The organism is Streptomyces sp. NPDC055013 (genome assembly GCF_053608645.1).
This window is the reverse complement of sequence record NZ_JBSGVW010000012.1, coordinates 114,398-132,925: the sequence shown is the minus strand read 5'-3', so window position 1 is coordinate 132,925 and position 18,528 is coordinate 114,398. Positions and strand designations below refer to the sequence as shown.

Below are 18,528 nucleotides of genomic sequence, written 5' to 3'. Positions count from 1 at the left end.
AACACAGACGGCGCCTGCCCACAGTCCCCGACCGGACTGGGCAGGCGCCGCCGCTTTGTGCCTGAGGGGCCGCCGCTCAGCCCGTCAGCTCAGCCACCTTCGCGACCGCGGGCACCGCCAGCAGCACCAGCACTCCCACGCAGGCGGCCGACTGGATGAGGGCCTGGCGCGGGCCGCGCGGGGCGTACGCGTAGGCGAGAGTCACCGCGGCTCCGGTCAGCAGTCCGCCGAGGTGGCCCTGCCAGGAGGTGAGGCCGGCGGAGAGCAGCAGCCACAGGAGCAGGAACGCCATGAAGCGGTTGACGGCTCTCATGTCCGCGCCGATCCGGCGGGCGAGGACGTAGTAAGCGGCGCCGAGCCCGAAGATCGCACCGGACGCGCCGACCGACTCCACGTTCACGTCCCCGAGCAGCAGCTGGAGCACCGACCCGCCCAGCGTCGCCAGCAGGTACAGCGCGAGGTAGCGAACCCGCCCCAGCATCGGCTCCACGATCCGGCCGAGCTGCCACAGCGAGAGCATGTTCATCACGATGTGCAGCAGTCCGAAGGTGCCCTCGGTCGGCGGCAGGTGGAGGAAACCGCTGGTCAGCAGCCGCTCCCACTGCCCGGCGACCAGGCCTTCGGCGTGGAAGTCCGAGGGGTGGCCGGAGATGTAGAGGTAATAGCCGCCGTCCGGCCCGACCAGCCGGGCGCTGAGCATCGAGAACCGGTCCAGGATCTCCGGGCGCACCACCTCGGCCACATAGGCGAGAACGTTGAGCCCGATGAGTACGGAGGTCACGAGCGGGGTCGCGGAGATCCGCCCGCCGACGAGCGTCCGGGCCTGCCGCACCGACCGCGAGCCCTCCTTCACGCACTCCACGCACTGATGGCCGACGGCCGCCTCGCGCATGCAGTCCGGGCAGATGTACCGGTCGCAGCGGGTGCAGCGGACGTGCGACTCCACCTTCGGGTGGCGATAGCAGGTGGTGACGGCGGGCCTGTCGGCGGCGGGCACGACGACCTCGGACTTGGTGGCGTCGGGCCTGACGGCCTCGGACTCTGCGGACTCGGGCTCCACAGCCGGCTCCTCGGAGGACTGGACGGACGATGAGCCGCTGGGGACGGCGGCGATCAAAATAGCGAACACCTGTGGACTGAGGGACAGGTGGGGCCGGTGGTGCCGTAATCTCGGCAGCCGTACGGACGCACTTGGGGGAGAACGTATGGCGGCGATCAGTCTCAGCAAGGTCGAGGAGACCGCGCCCGCGCTGGTCGGCCTGTACAAGAGCGCCGGTGTGTCGCTGCGCAAGCACGGGCTGGACGGGGTGCGGGCCGCGGTCTACCTGGTGGTCGACTACTCCGGTTCGATGAAGCCGTACTACAAGGACGGCAGCGTGCAGGCGCTCGCCGACCGGGTCCTCGGGCTGTCGGCGCACTTCGACGACGACGGAACCGTGCCGGTGGTCTTCTTCTCGACCGACGTCGACGCCGAGACCGAGATCGCGCTCGCCGGCCACCAGGGGCGGATCGAGCGGATCGTGGCCGGGCTCGGGCACATGGGCAAGACCAGCTACCACCTGGCGATGGACGCCGTCATCGACCACTACCTGGACAGCGGGTCGCGGGAACCGGCCCTGGTCGTGTTCCAGACCGACGGCGGGCCCATCAACAAGCTCGCCGCGGAACGGTACCTGTGCAAGGCGGCCCCGCTTCCGCTGTTCTGGCAGTTCATCGGCTTCGGGGACCCGGCGAGCCGGCAGTTCGACTTCCTGCGCAAGCTCGACGAGCTGGCGGTACCGGGCAGGAGAGTGATCGACAACGCCGGGTTCTTCCACGCCGGTTCGGATCCGCGGCAGGTGTCCGACGCCGAGCTGTACGACCGTCTGGTCGCGGAGTTCCCGAAGTGGCTCGTGGCGGCCCGGGCGCAGGGGATCGTACGGCCCGCCTGACCCGTCGGCGGCCTGTTCGCCCCGTTGGCGCGGCCCGTGAGGCCATGTCACCCTGTGGGTGATCCGACGGGGAGGCGACGACCTATGCACGGCGCACGATCGGGGAACGAGGGAACGGCGGCGCGGCGTCCCGCACCGCCCGGCAAGGGCGAGAAGGTCGCCGACTGGGCGGACGGGCGGCTCGGGCTGTACGCGCTGGCCAAGGCCAACATGCGCAAGGTCTTCCCGGACCACTGGTCCTTCATGCTGGGCGAGGTCTGCCTCTACAGCTTCCTCATCCTGATCCTCACGGGCGTCTACCTCACCCTGTTCTTCGACCCGAGCACCACCGAGGTCGTCTACAACGGCGCCTACGAGCCCCTCAACGGGGTCCTGATGACCCGGGCGTACGAGTCCACGCTCGACATCAGCTTCGACGTGCGCGGCGGGCTGCTGATCCGGCAGATCCACCACTGGGCGGCGCTGGTCTTCGTCACCGGCATGCTGGTGCACATGATGCGGGTGTTCTTCACCGGTGCCTTCCGCAAGCCCCGCGAGCTGAACTGGGTGTTCGGCTGGACCCTGCTGATGCTCGGCATCATCACCGGCCTGACCGGCTACTCCCTCCCCGACGACCTGCTGTCCGGCACCGGCCTGCGGTTCGCGCACGGCGCGATCCTGTCGATCCCGATCGTGGGCACGTACGTGGCGTTCTTCCTCTTCGGCGGGGAGTTCCCCGGCGAGGACTTCATCGCGCGCCTCTATCCGGTCCACATCCTGCTGCTGCCCGGCATCATGCTGGGCCTGGTGGTGGCCCATCTGATCCTGGTCTTCTACCACAAGCACACGCAGTACCCGGGCCCCGGCCGCGAACAGAAGACGGTCGTCGGCATGCCCTTCCTGCCCGTGTACATGGCCAAGGCGGGCGGCTTCTTCTTCCTCGTCTTCGGCGTGCTGACGTTCATGGGCGGCATCGCCAGCATCAACCCGGTGTGGGCCTTCGGGCCCTACCGCCCCGATCTGGTGACCACGGGCGCCCAACCCGACTGGTATCTCGGCTTCTCCGAGGGCCTGATCCGGGTGATGCCGGGATGGGAGCTCAACGCCTGGGGCCACACCCTGGAACTGGGCGTCTTCATCCCCTTCTCGCTCTTCCCGCTGATCCTGATCGCGCTCGGCCTGTATCCCTTCATCGAGGCGTGGATCACCGGCGACAAACGCGAGCACCACATCCTCGACCGGCCGCGCAACATGCCCGTGCGCACCGGCCTCGGAGCGGCCTGGCTGAGCCTGTACGCGGTGCTGCTGATCGGCGGCGGCAACGACATCGTGGCCACTCATCTGCATCTGTCGATCAACGCCATCACGTGGTTCGTGCGGATCGCCGTCTTCGTGGTGCCGGTCCTCACCTTCTACGTGACCAAGCGGATCTGTCTCGGGCTGCAGCGCCGGGACCGGGCCAACGTGCTGCACGGCAGGGAGACGGGCACCATCAAGCGGCTCCCGCACGGTGCGTACGTCGAGGTCCACGAGCCTCTGTCGCAGGGGCAGCTGTTCACCCTCACCCAGCACGAGCAGGAGCCGCCGTACGAGATCGGCCCGCTCGTCGACGCGAACGGCGTCCGGCGCCGGGTCAGTCCGGTCCAGCGGGTACGGGCCCGGCTGGCGCGGGCGATGTTCGGGCCGACGACGCGGATCACCAAGCCGACGGTGGAGGAGTACCGCGAGGTCACCAGCGGCGATCACCACTGAGCACCTCGGCCCTGCACACGTCCGGGCTTCCCCACGCGGTGCGCAGCGCGCGGGCCTTGGTCAGCCACAGCGACAGGTCGTACTCCGCCGTGTAGCCGATCGCGCCGTGCAACTGCAGCGCGGTACGGGCGGCGGCGTACGCGGCCTCGCAGGCGGTGACCTTCGCGGCGGCGATGTCGGCGGGCGCCATGGTGAGCGCGGCCCCGAAAAGCAGCGGCCGGGCGAACTCCAGGCCGATCTTCGCGTCGGCCAACCGGTGCTTCACCGCCTGGAACGAGCCTATGGGGGCGCCGAACTGGGTGCGCTGCTTGACGTAGCCGACGGTTCTGTCGAGTAGCGCGAGACCGACGCCTAGGGCTTGGGCGGCGGTGGCGAGTCGGGCGTGGGCGAGCGCCTGTGCGGTGGGCGGATCCGGACTGAGGAGTTCGCCGCCGGGTTCGAGGGGGGTGAGGCGGCGGGCCGGGTCCAGGGAGGAGCGTACGGGGCCGTGGCCGGGGGAGAGGTGCAGGCCGTCGGGGGTGAGAGCGAGGCGGGTCGTGGCCACGTCGCCGTCGAGGGCATACGGCGCCGGCCACGCCAGCGTCGCCACGGCGGCCTCGCCCGCGGCCAGCGCCGGCAGGAGCCGCTTGGCGGGGCCGGGGTCGGGCAGCTCGGCGAGCAGCGCCGCCGCCGTGACCGTCTCCACCAGCGGCCCGGGGACGGCATGCCGACCCAACTCGACGAAGGCGAGGGCGAGATCGACGGGTCGCGGCCCCAGCCCGTCGTATGCCTCGGGAACCGCCAGTGCGAACACTCCCGCCTCCGCGATCCGGGCCCACAGCGCCCGGCCGCCGGCATGCTCGCCACGACTCCAGTCCCGCACGACCGACGGCGTGTCGGCCGCCGCGAGCATCGAGTCCAGCGAGCGGGCGAAGGCGCGCTGCTCGGGGTCGAGGAGAAACCTCATCAGCGGGGTCCCTTCGGGGATGGCGGTGGCGGTGAGGATGGCCGTGTCCCTGCCGGCGTCACACGGCCCCCCCGATGTCGGTGCCGTTCGCATCCGCGTCGGCGGAGCTGTGTCGTATCAGCGCCGTCCGTCCCTTCGCCGGGGTGGCGTTCCTGCTGGGGGAAACGCGGCGCGCGGGGTGTCTGCGGCGTCTGGTGCCGCTGTGCTTGCAGTGGTGTCCCTTGGTGTCGGCGGGTCTGTCGCATCGGCGCCGTCTGGTTGTCGTGGTGGTGTCCCGCTTGGCGGGATTGCTGTGTGCCTGCGGGTGTCTGCGGCGTCTGTGCCGCTGTGCTTGCAGTGGTGTCCCTTGGTGTCGGCGGGTCTGTCGCATCGGCGCCGTCTGGTTGTCGTGGTGGTGTCCCGCTCGGCGGGATTGCTGGGCGCCCCCGGGTGTCTGCCGCGCCCGGCACCCGGCTGCCCGCGGCGCCCCCGTGGCATCGGCGGAGCCCTCCGCATCAGCGCTGTCCCGCTGTCGCGGTGGTGTCCCGCTCGGCGGGAATGCTGCGCGCCCGGGTGTCTGCGGCACCCCGGCTGCCTGCAGCGCCCCCGTGGCATCGGCGGAGCCCCCCGCATCAGCGCCGCCCCTTGTGCAAGCCCAGCAACCGCTCGGCGATGATGTCGCGCTGGATCTCGTTCGTGCCGGCGTAGATGGGGCCGGCCAGGGAGAAGACGTAGCGCTCGGACCAGTCGGTGTCGGTGAGTTCGCCGTCGGGGCCCAGGAGGTCGAGGGCCGTTTCGTGCAGGGCGATGTCGTACTCCGACCAGAAGACCTTGTTCAGGCTGGACTCCGGGCCGATGGACTCGCCGTCGAGGAAGCGGGAGGCCGCGGCGAGGGTGAAGAGCTGGTAGGCACGGGCGCCGATGAGGGCGTCGGCCACGCCTTTCCTCGCGCTCTCGGGGCTGCCCCGGGTCTGCCAGAGAGCGTGGAGGCGGTCGGCGCTCGCCAGGAAACGGCCGGGGGAGCGCAGCATCAGCCCGCGTTCGTTGCCCGCCGTCGACATCGCGATGCGCCAACCCTGGCCCGGCTCGCCGATCACGTCCTCGTCCGGCACGAACACCTCGTCCAGGAACAGTTCCGCGAAGGCGGGCTTGCCGTCGAGGCGGGCGATGGGGCGGACCGTGACACCGGGGGCGCGCAGGTCGAACATCAGGTAGGTCAGACCCTGGTGGGGCTTCGTCGCGTCCGGTTCGGTGCGGAACAGGCCGAACGCACGGTCGGCGAAGGCCGCGCGTGAGGACCACGTCTTCTGGCCGGTCAGCAGCCAGCCGCCCGCCGCGCGCGTGGCCCTCGACTTCAGGGCCGCCAGGTCCGAACCCGCCTCCGGCTCCGACCAGGCCTGCGCCCAGATCACCTCACCGGTGGCCATGGGAGGCAGGACACGAGCGCGTTGCTCCTGTGTGCCGTGGTCGAAGAGGGTCGGGGCGAGGAGGCTGACGCCGTTCTGGTTGACGCGGCCAGGCGCGCCCGCCGCGTAGTACTCCTCCTCGAACAGCAGCCACCGTACGAGTGAGGCGTCCCGGCCGCCGTACGCCGCCGGCCAGTTCACCACCGACCAGCGGTCCGCGGCGAGTTCGGCCTCCCACGCCCGGTGTGCCGCGAAGCCCTCCTCGGTCTCCAACGAGGGGAGCGGATCGGGCGGCACCTGTGCGCGCAGCCACGCGCGGGCCTCGGCGCGGAACGCCTCGTCCGCGCTCGAGTGAGTCAGATCCACCGTCGCCCTCCCTCCCCGGAGCCTTGCAGCTCTTCCCTAACAAGTGTTTGGTAGGTTAGCGTGCTGCCATGACAAACGTCGAGGCGCCGGCGTACGTTCCCGGGCACGGACTGCTCCGCGGGCGCACGGCCGTCGTCACCGCGGCCGCCGGCGCCGGCATCGGCGGGGCGACCGCGCGCCGCTTCCTCGAAGAGGGCGCCCGTGTGCTGATCAGCGATGCGCACGCACGGCGCCTGAAGGAGTACGAGGCGGAGCTGGCACGCGAGTTCGAGGGTGCGGTGACGTCGGTGATGTGCGATGTCACCGACGAGACGCAGGTGCAGGCGCTGTTCGACACCGCCGTGGCCGAGCACGGCCGCCTCGACGTGGTCGTCAACAACGCGGGTCTCGGCGGGACTTCGCCACTCGTCGACATGACCGACGAGCAGTGGTCGAAGGTCCTCGACGTGACCCTGAACGGCACCTTCAGATGCACCCGGGCCGCCCTCCGCCGGATGCGGGACACCGGCGGCGTGATCGTCAACAACGCCTCCGTCGTCGGCTGGCGCGCCCAGGCCGGACAGGCGCACTACGCGGCCGCGAAGGCGGGCGTGATGGCGCTGACCCGGTGCGCCGCGATCGAGGCGGCCGATTGCGGGGTGCGGGTCAACGCGGTGGCGCCGAGCCTCGCCATGCACCCGCACCTGGCGAAGGTGACCACGCCCGAGCTGCTGGAGGAACTGACCGCGCGCGAGGCCTTCGGCCGGTACGCCGAGCCGTGGGAGGTGGCCAATGTGATCGTCTTCCTGGCCTCGGAGTACTCCTCGTACATGACGGGCGAGATCGTCTCCGTCAGCAGCCAGCACGCGTAGGACGACAATGGACCCGTGCCGACCAAGAAGAAGCCCCAGGTGACCGCCACCGGAAAGCCCGCGGCCGCCGCCGCCCAGGCGCGCCGCCGCGAACTCCTCGACACCGCCGCCGAGGTCTTCGCCGAGCAGGGCTACAACGCCACCACCGTACGCAAGATCGCCGACCACGCGGGCATGCTCGCGGGCAGCCTCTACTACCACTTCGACTCCAAGGAGTCGATGCTCGAAGAGATCCTGCGCTCCTTCCTCGACGAGCTGTGGAGCGGCTACGACGCCGTCCTGGAGGCCGAGCCGGCCCCGCGCGAGACGCTGGAGGCGCTGGTCACCGAGTCGTTCCGGGAGATCGACCGGCACCGCGCCGCCGTCGCGATCTACCAGAAGGAGAACAGACAGCTGGTGGCGCAGGAGCGGTTCGCGTTCCTCGCCGATTCGCAGCGCAAGTTCGAGAAGGCGTGGCTGTCCACGCTGGAGCGCGGGGTCGCGGCCGGGGTGTTCCGGTCCGACCTCGACGTCCGGCTCACCTACCGGTTCGTGCGGGACACGGTGTGGGTCGCCGCGTCCTGGTACCGGCCCGGCGGACAGCACACCCCGGAGGAGATCGCCCGGCAGTACCTGTCGATGGTGCTGGACGGGATCGCCGTACGCACATAACCCACTGTTCCCACCCGGGAGTTGCCATGGCCGAGGCCTACATAGTCGAAGCGGTCCGTACGCCCGTGGGGCGGCGCAAAGGAGGGCTCAGCGCGGTCCACCCGGCCGACCTGGGCGCGCATGTGCTGAAGGAACTGGTGGCGCGCGCGGGCATGGACCCGGTGGCCGTCGAGGACGTCGTCTTCGGCTGCCTGGACGCCGTCGGGCCACAGGCCGGGGACATCGCGCGGACCTGCTGGCTGGCCGCGGGGCTGCCCGAGGAGGTGCCGGGGGTGACCGTGGACCGGCAGTGCGGGTCCTCGCAGCAGGCCGTGCACTTCGCGGCGCAGGGCGTGCTGTCCGGCACCCAGGACCTGGTGGTCGCGGGCGGCGTGCAGAACATGTCGATGATCCCCATCGCCTTCGCCACCCGGCAGGCCGCCGAGCCGCTCGGCCTCACGGCGGGTCCCTTCGCGGGCAGCGAGGGCTGGCGGGCGCGGTACGGGGAGAAGCCGGTCAACCAGTTCGCCGGCGCCGAGATGATCGCCGCCAAGTGGGGGATCAGCAGGCAGGACCAGGAGGAGTTCGCGCTGCGCTCGCACCGTCGGGCGCTGCGGGCGATCGATGAGGGGCGCTTCGAGCGGGAGGTCGTGCCCTACCGGGACGTCGCAGTCGACGAGGGGCCGCGCCGGGACACCTCCCTGGAGAAGATGGCCGGGCTGAAGCCGGTGATCGACGGCGGCACGGTCACGGCCGCCTGTTCCTCGCAGGTCTCCGACGGCGCTGCGGCGATGCTGCTTGCCTCGGAGCGGGCGGTGCGCGAGCACGGGCTCACGCCCCGGGCCCGGGTGCACCATCTCTCGGTGCGCGGCGAGGACCCGATCCGCATGCTCACCGCACCCATCCCCGCCACCGCCCACGCCCTGAAGAAGACCGGCCTGTCGATCGACGACATCGACCTCGTGGAGATCAACGAGGCCTTCGCGCCGGTCGTCCTGGCCTGGCTGAAGGAGACCGGCGCCGACCCCGGCAAGGTCAACGTCAACGGCGGCGCGATCGCCCTCGGCCACCCCCTGGGCGCGACCGGCGTGAAGCTGATGACGACCCTGCTGCACGAACTGGAGCGCACGGGCGGCCGGTTCGGGCTTCAGACGATGTGCGAGGGCGGCGGACAGGCCAACGTGACGATCATCGAACGGCTGTGATGTCAGCGGCCGAGTGAGAAGCCCAGCACCACGCCCGCGGACACCTCCACCATCCCCGGAGCGAGGTCGCCGGCGGAGCTGCCGCCACCGCCGCCGTGCCCGCGGTACTGACGGAACTCGTACGACTCGGAGTCCACGTCCTGGATGTGCACCACCGTGCCGAGGGGCACGCCGGCGGCCTCCGTGTAGACCTCGGCCTTGCGCCGGGCGGCCGCCACCGCCCGGCGGCGCGCCTCGTCCCGCAGCGCGGGCTTGTCGTGCACGTCGAACTCGACGCCGTCGATGCTGCGGGCGCCGGCCTCCACCGCGTCCACGATGAGCTGCTGCAGGTCGTCCAGCGCCTCGGTCTCGACTACGTACTGAGCCTGGCAGAGGTAGCCGAGGAACTTCCGCGCGCCGCCCGCATGGCCGTACTCCGAACTGAGCCTGAGCCGGGAGCCGGAGACCGAGGAATCCGGTATCCCGTGCCGGCGCACCACCTCGCGCAGCCTTGTCACAGCCGTGCCGGCCTCGTGGAACGCCCGGTCGGGGGCGGGCTCCAGCACCTCCACCCCCAGCTTCACCCGCACCAGCTGCGGCTCCGCCCGCACACTGCCCGCACCAAAAACACTGAGCCCCCAGGGCTCCTTGATCGTCTCCGTCATGCGGGCATTGAAGCACCGCCCACGGACAGTCCGCTCATGGTTTGCGCGGCCTGGGCCATGATCCGCTCCACCAGTTCCGCGCACGACGGCAGGTCGTCGATGACTCCGGCGACCTGCCCGGACGCCATCACCCCCAGATCCGTACGGCCGTCCACCATGGCCGACTTGAGCAGCATCGGGGTGTTGGCGGCTAGCAGGACCTGGCTCCACGAGAGGTCCTTGCCGTGCCGCAGGGAGAGGCCGTCGCGGGCCAGTTGCCGCCAGGTCAGTCCGGACAGCCGCCGGAAGCCCGCTGCCCGCCGCAGGGCATGGACCAGCGCCCTCGTCCGGCCGGCGTTCTCCAACTCGGCCACCAGCTCCGTACGCAGCATCCGGTGGGGCAAGCCGTCGACCGCCCGTGTGACCGTGACGTCCCGGACCGTCGCCGCCAGATACCGCGCCTTCACCGCGTCCGGCACCGTCGAGTCCGAGGTCAGCAGGAACCGGGTGCCCATGGCGATGCCCGCCGCTCCGTAGGCCAGCGCGGCGACCAGGCCCCGGCCGTCGTGGAAACCGCCCGCCGCCACCACCGGTATGTCCACGGCGTCGACCACCTGCGGCAGCAGCACCGTCGTCGCCACCTCGCCGGTGTGTCCGCCGCCCTCCCCGCCCTGCACGATCACCGCGTCCGCGCCCCACGCCGCGACCTTCTCGGCATGCCGCCGGGCACCGATCGAGGGCACGACGACCACGCCCGCGTCCTTGAGCCCGGCGATCAGCTCACGCGACGGCGCGAGGGCGAACGAGGCGACGCGCACCCCCTCCTCGATCATGACGCCGACCCGGTCGCCGGCGTCCGCGGCGTCCGCCCGCAGATTCACGCCGAACGGCGCGTCCGTACGGGACTTGACCTCGCGTATCGCCTCACGCAGCCGGTCGACGGTCATCGTCGCGGAGGCCAGGATGCCCAGCGCACCCGCGTTCGCCGTCGCCGAGACCAGCCGAGGCCCCGCCACCCATCCCATTCCCGTCTGCACGATCGGGTGGCGGACGCCGACGAGCCGGGTCAGCGGAGTCTCCATCACGCACCGACCTCCCTGGCGCGGGTGTTCCCCGGGTCGATCACCTCGCGGATGAGCCGCAGCTCCTCGGCGGTCGGCTCGCGGGTCGTCGGCACGTCGTCGGGGACGGCGAGGTCGAAACCGGTGGCCTCCCTGACCTGCGCCGGAGTGACTCCCGGATGCAGCGAGGCCGGGCGCATGGAGTGGTCCGGCGTGGCGAAGTCGAACACGCCGAGGTCGGAGACGACCCGGGGGATGCGGTGGTACCGGGCGCCGCCCGCGCGGTCGTAACCGACTCCGCAGACCATGTCGACCTTCTCGACGAAGACCCGCCGTGAGTGCCTGGGGATCCAGTAACTGGTCGGATTGTTGAGGGTGTTGACCGGTGCGCCCCGCACCCCCAGCAGCTGCCGTTTCGGTCGCTCCCAGTCGCCGATGCACGAGATGTTCTGGTTGCCGAAGCGGTCGATCTGGCTCGCACCCATCATCACGTGCCGCCGGCCACCGCTGACCAGCGCCAGGTGCTGCCGGTACGGCAGCCAGCCCTCGGTCGTGCCGTCCGGGCGGACGAGCATCGCCTCGCCGTCGGTCAGCAGCAGGTCCGGTGTGAACGTGAGCCGGGCCAGCCGGGCCCCTACCGACGGGATGAGGCCCATCGGGCTCGCCAGGATCTCACCGGCGTCGCGCCAGGCCTCGGCGCAGGCGATCACGCAGTACTCGGCGCGGGTGGCCCGGCCCACGTCCTGACTTGTGTCCCCGAGTCGACTCATGTCCCCTCCTTGACCGCCGCCTGGTACGCCTGCTCGTCCCCGCCCAGGAAGCGTGCCGCGAACTCCGGCCAGGGAGTGGTCGCGTACGTCTTCTGGAAGGCCTCGTCGCGGCCGTAGTCGGGGGCGCAGGACGTGAAGTGCGCGCCGGTCGGGGCCTCGACCACGCCCGTCACCGTGTGCCGCTTGATGAGAAGCGACTGCGGTGCCGCCTCCTTCGTCAGCTCGGCCGTGTCGACGACCCGTTCGCAGGAGACGTACGCCTCGTCCGCCGCCGCGCAGAACAGGTCGTCGAAGTACGGGTCGGGGCCCAGATACTGACCGTTGCCCTGCCGGTCGGCGCGGTTCACGTGCACCAGGGCCGCGTCCAGGCGCAGGGCGGGCATGGCGACGAACGTCTCCCCGTCGTCGTACGGTGAGGTCACCGTCCGCAGGCCGGGGTTGACCCGCATCACGTCCGAACCGATCCCGGCCCGCACCGGCAGGAACGGCAGCCGGTTCGCCGCCGCGTGCAGTCCCCACATGAACATGGCCTCGTCTATTTCCGTCAGCTCGAAGGCGCCGCCCTCGCGTGCCGCCCGGTAGTGCGGTTCGAGGGGGATCGAGTCGAGGGTGACGAACGCCGCGACCAGTTTCCGCACCCGCCCGGCCGCGGCCAGCATGCCCACGTCCGGACCGCCGTACGAGACGACGGTGAGGTCGGTGATGTCGGACCGGAGCAGGGCCCTGACCAGGGCCATCGGTTTGCGGCGCGAGCCCCAGCCGCCGATGCCGAGGGTCATGCCGCTGCGCAGCCTCGAGGCGACCTCGTCGGCGGTCATCGTCTTGTCACTCACCTACGCACCCTTCTCTCCGAAGGTGTCACGGACCCGGTCGGCCACCCCGCTGAGGTTGGCCTCGAAGGTGAATCCCTGCTCGAAGCGGTAGCTGCGGTGCACGTCGACGGGGTCGATGCCGTTGATGGCGGCCTTGGCCAGGCGCAGCAGCTGCCCGTCCTTCGCGGCGATCTCGCCGGCCAACTCCAGGGCGGCGGCGTGCAGTTCCGCGCGCGGTACGACACGCCACACCGAGCCGTGCGCGTGCAGCTCGGCCGCGGTCGCCGTGCGCGAGGTGTAGTACAGGGCGCGCATGAGGTGCTGGGGGACCAGCCGGGCCAGATGCGTGGCCGCGCCCAGTGCTCCCCGGTCCAGCTCGGGCAGGCCGAAGACGGCGTCCTCGCTCGCCACGATCGCGTCCGCGTTGCCCACCAGGCCGATGCCGCCGCCCAGGCAGAAGCCGTGCACCGCCGCCACGACGGGCACCTCGCAGTCGTACACGGCGCCGAAGGCCAGCGCGCAGGCGTGGTTGGCGCCGATCAGGGCACGGTGCCCGTCCTGCTGTATCTCCTTGATGTCCACGCCCGCGTTGAACCCGCGCCCCTCGGCCGTGAGCACGACACACCGGATCTCCGGATCGCGGCCGGCCGCCCGCACGGCGTCGGCCAGGGCGAACCAGCCGTCCACCGGCAGGGCGTTCACCGGCGGGAAGTCGACCGTGACGACGGCGACTCCATTCTTGTCCGCCCCCTTTTCCGGAGACGAGGTGGAGACACTCATGGCCGCATCAGCTACCTTTCCACCAAACGTTTGTTAGGTGAAGGGTAGCCGGGAATGGGACTGGACGGGAAGGTCGTGGTCGTCACCGGCGGTACGCGCGGTGTCGGCGCCGGGATTGCCAGGGCGTTCGCGGAGGCCGGCGCGGACGTCGTCGTCTGCGCGCGCAGACCACCCGAAGTCCCGCTGCCGGGAGCCGAGTTCAGGCCGCTCGACCTGCGCGACCCCGAAGCCGTACGGGTCTTCTTCGCGGCCCTGCCCCGCCTCGACGTCCTGGTCAACAACGCGGGTGGCACGCCGTACCGGCGGTTGACGGACGCGGATGCCGCCCGGCACGCGCGCGTGATCGAGCTGAACCTCGTCGCGCCGCTGACGGCGTCCCTGGCGGCGTACGAGCACCTGAAGCGCGCGCGGGGCTCGGTGGTGATGATCGGCAGCGTCAGCGGCGGCCGTCCGTCGCCCGGGTCGGCGGCCTACGGGGCGGCCAAGGCCGGGTTGGAGAGCGTGGCCCGCTCGATGGCGGTGGAGTGGGCGCCCGAGGTGCGGGTCAACACGCTGGTCGTCGGCATGGTCCGCACGGAGCAGTCCCACCTCCACTACGGCGGCGAGGACGGCATCGACGGCGTCTCCCGCACCGTCCCGCTCGGCCGCCTCGCCGAACCGTCCGACGTCGGCGCGGCCGCCGCCTTCCTCGCCTCCGACGCCGCCGCCTACATCAGCGGGGCGAGCCTGCTCGTGCACGGCGGGGGCGAGCGGCCGGTGTTCCTGGATGCCGCGACGGTCAACAAGGAGGCGACGCATGAAACCTGAGGGGAGACATGACATGAGCCGGATGTGTGAGGGGCGGGTCGTCGTCGTGACGGGTGGGGGGCGCGGGCTCGGGCGTGCGCATGCGCTCGCGTTCGCGGCCGAGGGGGCGAGGGTCGTCGTCAACGACCTCGGTGTCGGCCTCAACGGCGCCCCGGCCGCCGACAGCCCCGCCCGGCATGTGGTCGCCGAGATCCACGCGGCGGGAGGCGAGGCCGTTGCGCACGGGGGTGACGTGACGACCGGTGCCGGAGCGGCGTCCCTGGTGGCGACCGCGCTGGAGACGTACGGGCGGCTCGACACGCTCGTCAACAACGCCGGGTTCCTGCGTGACCGGATGCTGGTCAACCTCGACGAGGACGACTGGGACGCCGTCGTACGGGTCCACCTCAAGGGCCACTTCCTGCCCCTGAAGCACGTGGCCGCGCACTGGCGGGCGGAGGCGAAGGCGGGCCGCGCCCCTGTCGCCCGGGTCGTCAACACGAGCAGCGGGGCGGGGTTGCTGGGCTCGCTCGGGCAGGGCAACTACAGCGCCGCGAAGGCCGGAATCGTCGGGCTGACCCTGGTCGCGGCGGCCGAGTTCGCCCGCTACGGCGTCCAGGTCAACGCGATCGCCCCGGCGGCGCGGACCAGGATGACGGAGCGTGCCTTCGCCGAGACGATGACGGCCCCCGAGGACGGCTTCGACGCCATGGCTCCGGAGAACGTCTCCCCGCTGGTGGTCTGGCTCGGTTCGGCCGCGAGCGACGGCGTGACGGGGCGGGTCTTCGAGGTGGAGGGCGGGCGGATCACGGTGATGGAGGGGTGGCGGGCGGGGCCGACGGCGGACAAGGGGGCGCGGTGGACTCCGGAGGAGGCGGGGGAGGCGGCGGTGAAGCTGCTGGGGGAGGCGGGGGTGCCGGGGGCGGTGTACGGGGCGTGAGGTTGCATCGCCCTCTGGACGGGGCGAAGCGCTACGTGTCGCACTCCAACACCCTCCGGCACAACCCGCACCGCGCCCGAACCCTCCCCCGCACCGGCACCCGAATCCGCTGCTGACACGTGGGACACGGGAACGACACCCGCAGCGGCCCCCGCCCGTCCGGCGTGAACGCGTACGGCACGCCCGCCCCCGGCCCGGCCCCGTGATGGTCCTGGGCGTGACGCCGATCGCGGGCGTAGCGACGGCGCCCCGCCCACCCGGCCGCCGTCAGCGGAGGCTGCTGCTCGTCACGGCGGGCCTCGGCCATGCCCTTCACGTACGCCGTGTACGCCTGCGGACTCGTGAACCACACCGACGGATCCTCGGCGAAGACCAGCGCCCGCTTGGCGAGCACGTACCCGAACTCCTCCGGCGTCAGATACCCCAGCTTCTGCGAGGACGCCGAGTCCTCCCGGTAGGCGTCGAGAAGCAGCCAGCCCGCGCCCAGATAGGTCGTCGCCGTGTCCGTGAGGATCTCGTTGTCGCGCGTGCCGGGGAAGGACAGCCCGAGGCGATGCAGATACACGTGCATCACCTCATGGGCCAGGGCCGCGCCGATGTCCCGGCGATGGGTGCGGAAGCGGTCGTTCAGCTCGATGAAGTACTCCGGCCCGGCGGTGAGTTCGACGCTTGCCGCATGGGTCATCTCCCGGAAGCTGACGATCAGTCGGGCGTCCGGCAGGCGGTAGTGCCGCACCAGTTCGCGGGCCACCCGCTGCGCACCCAGATACAGATCGTCCGTGTCGCAGAACGCCACATCGGCCGGCAGCACACTGGTCCCGAACGTCTGGACCGTGTCGTGGGAAAGCCGCCTGTAGAGCGCGGTGATCGAGGCCCGCACCGTCTCCAGGTGCGGGAAGCCGTGCTGGACCGGTCCGCCGTTCGCCACGCCCTTACCCCCAAGACGCCGTGAACCCGATTCCACTCTACGGGGATGTGAGGGGAATTTCCCTGGTGGGGTTCCACGTCCGGAGCGTGAGATCCGTCCTTGCCAGAAATGCCACCCGATCTTCATACTGCGGGCCGCTCAACACGCCATGAAAGGACGTATGTTGACCCACAGCTCGCCGAAGAGAACCGGCATAACCCTGGCGAAGAGGGCCGCGGCGGTGGGCGCCGTCGCGCTCGCGATCGCCTCCCTCCAGCCCCTCAGCGCACAGGCCGCGTCCACCCGCATCGTCGGTGGAACGCCCGCCGCGCAGAATGAGTTCCCGTTCATGGTCCATCTCTCGATGGGCTGCGGCGGGGCGCTCTACAAGAAGGACGTCGTCCTGACCGCGGCTCACTGCGTGCCCGGCTCCGGCAACAACACCAGCATCACGGTCACCGCGGGTGTCAACGACCTCAACTCCGCCTCCGCGATCAAGGTCAAGTCGACCAAGGTCAAGGTGGCCCCGGGCTACAACGGCACCGGCAAGGACTGGGCGCTGATCAAGCTCGCCCGGCCCATCGACAAGCCGACGCTGAAGATCGCCACCACGGACCGCTACAACCGCGGCATGTTCACGATCGCCGGTTGGGGCGACACCAAGGAGGGAGCCAACACGGGCACGACCAAGCTGCGTAAGGCGACCGTTCCCTTCGTCGCCGACCGCGTGTGCAAGCGCCACTACGGAAACCGGCTGGTGTCGAAGGAGGAACTGTGCGCCGGCTACCAGCGCGGCGCCGTCGACACCTGCCAGGGCGACTCCGGCGGCCCCATGGTCCGCAAGGACGACGCGGGCAAGTGGATCCAGGTCGGCATCGTGAGCTGGGGCGACGGCTGCGCCCGCCCCGGTGTGCCCGGCATCTACACCGAGGTCAGCCACTTCGCGAAGGACATCGCCCGCGCGGCGGGCGCGCTGTAGGCAGCCGAGGCACCTGCGAGCGTCAGACGGCCCGGAGGACCGGGGCCGGCGCCCCGCCGGACCGGGCCGTCCCCTCCAGCTCCAGCAGCCACACGTCGTTGCCGCCCTCCCGCAGGACGGGCCCAGGGACGTACAGCGAGCACTGGGGGCCGGTGGACCAGTAACGGCCGAGGTTGAAGCCGTTGATCCACACGAACCCGCGGGTCCGGCCCGGCAGCTCCAGACGGGCGTCACCGGCGCCCCGCACCATGACGGTGCCCCGGTACAGCCCCGGGGCACCGTCCCCGGGCAGTTCCCGTGACGGCACCGCCCGGACCCTCTCGATCTCGTCCAGCGCCTCCAGCCGCAGCCCACGCGCGCATACGTCGTGCAGATACTGCCGCTCGTGCAGGACGCCCCCGGTGATTCCCTTGGGCTCGCCCAGCCGAGGCCCGTAGTTGACCCGCCCCAGGGACTCCACCCACAGCTCCACGCGCGCGTGCCCCGCGACAGGCTCCTCGAGGCGGGCGTCGTCCTCCGTGAGCACCCCGGCCCGCTCCCCGTCGACGTACACCACGGCGAGGTCCCGCAGCCCGCGCACCGTCAGCGGATACGGCTGCCGCGGCCCCGGCACCGTCACCTCGTAGCGCACCAGGCCCCGCTCGACGCCCAGTTCCTCGAAGGCGGGCGGGACAGGACCGGACGTCTCCGGGCCGCCCAGCGTCTCCAGTACGTCGCCCAGCGGCGCCCAGTCGGTCAGGACCGCCTCGGCCGGCGCACCCAACGGCGCGGGCGCGGGCGGGACTTCGGGCAGGGGGCCGTCGGCGTGCTCGGCGAGGATCTTCCGGAAGGCCCGGAACTTCTCCGTGGGGCGGCCGTACTCGTCGATCGGGGCGTCGTAGTCGTACGACGTCACATCGGGCTCCAGCGGCCCGTCGTGCAGCGCGCCGCCGCCCCGGTTGGCACCCGCCCAGCCGGCGAAGCTCGTGCCGCCGTGCGCCATGTACAGGTTCACCGACGCCCCGCACTCCAGGATCTCCCGCAGGGCAGCCGCCGCGGCCCCGGGATCCCGTACGACGTGCTCGCCGCCCCAGTGGTCGAACCAGCCGCACCAGAACTCCATGCACATCAGCGGACCGTCGGGGCGGTGCCGGCGCAGCGTCTCGAACGCCGCACGCGCGTGGGAGCCGAAGTTCACCGTCGCCAGGACCCCCGGGACCGAGCCCCCGGAGAGCATGTGGTCCTCGGGGCCGTCCGAGGTGAAGAGCGCAGCCGTGACGCCCTCGGTGCGCAGCAGGTCCGCCAGCCACCGCAAGTAGACCGCGTCGGAACCGTAACTGCCGTACTCGTTCTCCACCTGCACCATGATCACCGGACCGCCGCGGTCGAGCTGCCGGGGCACGATCTCGGGCAAGAGGTGCCGGAACCAGCTCGCGACGTGCCCCAAGTAGCGCTCGTCACGGGTACGCGCGCGTGCGCCCACCTCGGCCGTCAGCCAGTACGGCAGCCCGCCGTTCTCCCACTCGGCGCAGATGTACGGCCCCGGCCGCACGATCGCCCACAGCCCCGCCTCCCGGGCCGCGTCCAGGAACCGGCCGAGCGCCTGCACGTCCCGGTGCCGGCCCGGCTGCGGCTCGTGCAGGTTCCACGGCACGTACGTCTCCACGCAGTTCAGGCCCATCGCCCGCAGCATCGACAGCCGGTGCCCCCACTGCGCCTCGTGCACCCGGAAGTAGTGCAGCGCGCCGGACAGCAGCCGCACCGGCCGCCCGTCCAGCAGGAAGTCTTCGTCCCCCACCGTGAACTCGCTCATGCGCCCACCCTCGCCTCTGGCGCAGGTCAGGGT

The 18,528-nt window shown here is 71.4% G+C and carries 18 protein-coding genes; 8 read left to right on the top strand and 10 right to left on the bottom strand.

Annotation, left to right across the window (positions count from 1 at the left end):
- Positions 1-76: 76 nt before the first annotated feature.
- Entirely contained in the window at positions 77-997 is a 921-nt protein-coding gene (locus tag ACWGDB_RS17825; RefSeq protein WP_453823367.1) for a rhomboid family intramembrane serine protease, read from the bottom strand.
- A gap of 208 nt (positions 998-1,205) precedes the next feature.
- On the opposite strand from ACWGDB_RS17825, the gene ACWGDB_RS17820 reads away from it, so the two are divergent.
- Together ACWGDB_RS17820 and qcrB are read left to right on the top strand one after the other, a co-directional pair.
- Complete coding sequence (locus ACWGDB_RS17820) at positions 1,206-1,931, top strand: vWA domain-containing protein (protein ID WP_453823291.1); 726 nt, start codon at positions 1,206-1,208, stop codon at positions 1,929-1,931.
- An 84-nt stretch (positions 1,932-2,015) separates the two neighbouring features.
- The gene (gene qcrB / locus ACWGDB_RS17815; protein WP_453823290.1) at positions 2,016-3,662 is read left to right on the top strand and encodes a cytochrome bc1 complex cytochrome b subunit; all 1,647 of its coding nucleotides are present in this window, start codon (positions 2,016-2,018) and stop codon (positions 3,660-3,662) included.
- Here qcrB and ACWGDB_RS17810 read toward each other — a convergent pair.
- Positions 3,640-4,608: an acyl-CoA dehydrogenase family protein gene (locus tag ACWGDB_RS17810; protein ID WP_453823289.1), complete on the bottom strand. Its 969-nt coding sequence runs from the start codon at positions 4,606-4,608 to the stop codon at positions 3,640-3,642. The genes qcrB and ACWGDB_RS17810 overlap by 23 nt on opposite strands.
- A 611-nt stretch (positions 4,609-5,219) precedes the next feature.
- Positions 5,220-6,359 carry an acyl-CoA dehydrogenase family protein gene (locus tag ACWGDB_RS17805; protein WP_453823288.1) on the bottom strand — a complete coding sequence of 380 codons (1,140 nt, stop codon included), beginning with the start codon at positions 6,357-6,359 and terminating at the stop codon, positions 5,220-5,222.
- Positions 6,360-6,427: 68 nt separating this feature from the next.
- Here ACWGDB_RS17805 and ACWGDB_RS17800 point away from each other — a divergent pair, with 68 nt between their 5' ends.
- From ACWGDB_RS17800 to ACWGDB_RS17790, 3 genes are read left to right on the top strand one after another with little or no spacing between them, the layout of a single operon-like run.
- A complete protein-coding gene (locus tag ACWGDB_RS17800) occupies positions 6,428-7,210 on the top strand; it encodes an SDR family oxidoreductase (RefSeq protein ID WP_453823287.1) in 783 nt (260 codons plus the stop codon).
- Positions 7,211-7,225: 15 nt separating this feature from the next.
- The gene (locus ACWGDB_RS17795) at positions 7,226-7,861 is read left to right on the top strand and encodes a TetR/AcrR family transcriptional regulator (RefSeq protein WP_391403234.1); all 636 of its coding nucleotides are present in this window, start codon (positions 7,226-7,228) and stop codon (positions 7,859-7,861) included.
- A gap of 26 nt (positions 7,862-7,887) precedes the next feature.
- Positions 7,888-9,045 (top strand): acetyl-CoA C-acetyltransferase, encoded by a 1,158-nt coding sequence (locus ACWGDB_RS17790; RefSeq protein WP_453823286.1) that lies wholly within the window; start codon positions 7,888-7,890, stop codon positions 9,043-9,045.
- A 2-nt stretch (positions 9,046-9,047) separates the two neighbouring features.
- On the opposite strand, the gene ACWGDB_RS17785 is transcribed toward ACWGDB_RS17790, so the two are convergent.
- From ACWGDB_RS17785 to ACWGDB_RS17765, 5 genes are read right to left on the bottom strand one after another with little or no spacing between them, the layout of a single operon-like run.
- Positions 9,048-9,689 carry an SIMPL domain-containing protein gene (locus ACWGDB_RS17785; RefSeq protein WP_453823285.1) on the bottom strand — a complete coding sequence of 214 codons (642 nt, stop codon included), beginning with the start codon at positions 9,687-9,689 and terminating at the stop codon, positions 9,048-9,050.
- Entirely contained in the window at positions 9,686-10,750 is a 1,065-nt protein-coding gene (locus tag ACWGDB_RS17780; protein ID WP_453823284.1) for an NAD(P)H-dependent flavin oxidoreductase, read from the bottom strand. Before ACWGDB_RS17780 ends, ACWGDB_RS17785 begins: the two co-directional genes overlap by 4 nt.
- Entirely contained in the window at positions 10,750-11,499 is a 750-nt protein-coding gene (locus ACWGDB_RS17775; protein ID WP_453823283.1) for a CoA-transferase subunit beta, read from the bottom strand. Before ACWGDB_RS17775 ends, ACWGDB_RS17780 begins: the two co-directional genes overlap by 1 nt.
- Positions 11,496-12,332, bottom strand: coding sequence for a CoA transferase subunit A (locus ACWGDB_RS17770; protein WP_453823282.1), 837 nt, complete (start codon positions 12,330-12,332; stop codon positions 11,496-11,498). Before ACWGDB_RS17770 ends, ACWGDB_RS17775 begins: the two co-directional genes overlap by 4 nt.
- Entirely contained in the window at positions 12,333-13,091 is a 759-nt protein-coding gene (locus tag ACWGDB_RS17765) for an enoyl-CoA hydratase family protein (protein ID WP_453823281.1), read from the bottom strand.
- A gap of 54 nt (positions 13,092-13,145) precedes the next feature.
- On the opposite strand from ACWGDB_RS17765, the gene ACWGDB_RS17760 reads away from it, so the two are divergent.
- On the top strand, positions 13,146-13,898 hold the full coding sequence (locus ACWGDB_RS17760; protein WP_453823280.1) for an SDR family oxidoreductase: 753 nt from the start codon (positions 13,146-13,148) through the stop codon (positions 13,896-13,898).
- Between the two features lie 13 nt (positions 13,899-13,911).
- Positions 13,912-14,817, top strand: coding sequence for an SDR family oxidoreductase (locus ACWGDB_RS17755; RefSeq protein WP_453823279.1), 906 nt, complete (start codon positions 13,912-13,914; stop codon positions 14,815-14,817).
- A 31-nt stretch (positions 14,818-14,848) separates the two neighbouring features.
- On the opposite strand, the gene ACWGDB_RS17750 is transcribed toward ACWGDB_RS17755, so the two are convergent.
- Positions 14,849-15,745 carry a hypothetical protein gene (locus tag ACWGDB_RS17750; protein ID WP_383596802.1) on the bottom strand — a complete coding sequence of 299 codons (897 nt, stop codon included), beginning with the start codon at positions 15,743-15,745 and terminating at the stop codon, positions 14,849-14,851.
- A gap of 160 nt (positions 15,746-15,905) precedes the next feature.
- On the opposite strand from ACWGDB_RS17750, the gene ACWGDB_RS17745 reads away from it, so the two are divergent.
- A complete protein-coding gene (locus ACWGDB_RS17745) occupies positions 15,906-16,703 on the top strand; it encodes a S1 family peptidase (protein WP_453823278.1) in 798 nt (265 codons plus the stop codon).
- Positions 16,704-16,725: 22 nt separating this feature from the next.
- Here ACWGDB_RS17745 and ACWGDB_RS17740 read toward each other — a convergent pair whose 3' ends face one another.
- A complete protein-coding gene (locus ACWGDB_RS17740; protein WP_453823277.1) occupies positions 16,726-18,495 on the bottom strand; it encodes a glycoside hydrolase family 35 protein in 1,770 nt (589 codons plus the stop codon).
- Positions 18,496-18,528 lie beyond the last annotated feature (33 nt).

Bases quoted from the DNA above. Each gene is read 5' to 3' on its own strand.
- ACWGDB_RS17800 (WP_453823287.1), top strand. From the start codon at position 6,428: ATGACAAACGTCGAGGCGCCGGCGTACGTTCCCGGGCACGGACTGCTC.
- ACWGDB_RS17740 (WP_453823277.1), bottom strand. From the start codon at position 18,495: ATGAGCGAGTTCACGGTGGGGGACGAAGACTTCCTGCTGGACGGGCGG.
- ACWGDB_RS17790 (WP_453823286.1), top strand. From the start codon at position 7,888: ATGGCCGAGGCCTACATAGTCGAAGCGGTCCGTACGCCCGTGGGGCGG.
- ACWGDB_RS17745 (WP_453823278.1), top strand. From the start codon at position 15,906: ATGTTGACCCACAGCTCGCCGAAGAGAACCGGCATAACCCTGGCGAAG.
- ACWGDB_RS17785 (WP_453823285.1), bottom strand. From the start codon at position 9,689: ATGACGGAGACGATCAAGGAGCCCTGGGGGCTCAGTGTTTTTGGTGCG.
- ACWGDB_RS17780 (WP_453823284.1), bottom strand. From the start codon at position 10,750: ATGGAGACTCCGCTGACCCGGCTCGTCGGCGTCCGCCACCCGATCGTG.
- ACWGDB_RS17765 (WP_453823281.1), bottom strand. From the start codon at position 13,091: ATGAGTGTCTCCACCTCGTCTCCGGAAAAGGGGGCGGACAAGAATGGA.
- ACWGDB_RS17760 (WP_453823280.1), top strand. From the start codon at position 13,146: ATGGGACTGGACGGGAAGGTCGTGGTCGTCACCGGCGGTACGCGCGGT.
- ACWGDB_RS17810 (WP_453823289.1), bottom strand. From the start codon at position 4,608: ATGAGGTTTCTCCTCGACCCCGAGCAGCGCGCCTTCGCCCGCTCGCTG.
- ACWGDB_RS17775 (WP_453823283.1), bottom strand. From the start codon at position 11,499: ATGAGTCGACTCGGGGACACAAGTCAGGACGTGGGCCGGGCCACCCGC.
- qcrB (WP_453823290.1), top strand. From the start codon at position 2,016: ATGCACGGCGCACGATCGGGGAACGAGGGAACGGCGGCGCGGCGTCCC.
- ACWGDB_RS17755 (WP_453823279.1), top strand. From the start codon at position 13,912: ATGAGCCGGATGTGTGAGGGGCGGGTCGTCGTCGTGACGGGTGGGGGG.
- ACWGDB_RS17820 (WP_453823291.1), top strand. From the start codon at position 1,206: ATGGCGGCGATCAGTCTCAGCAAGGTCGAGGAGACCGCGCCCGCGCTG.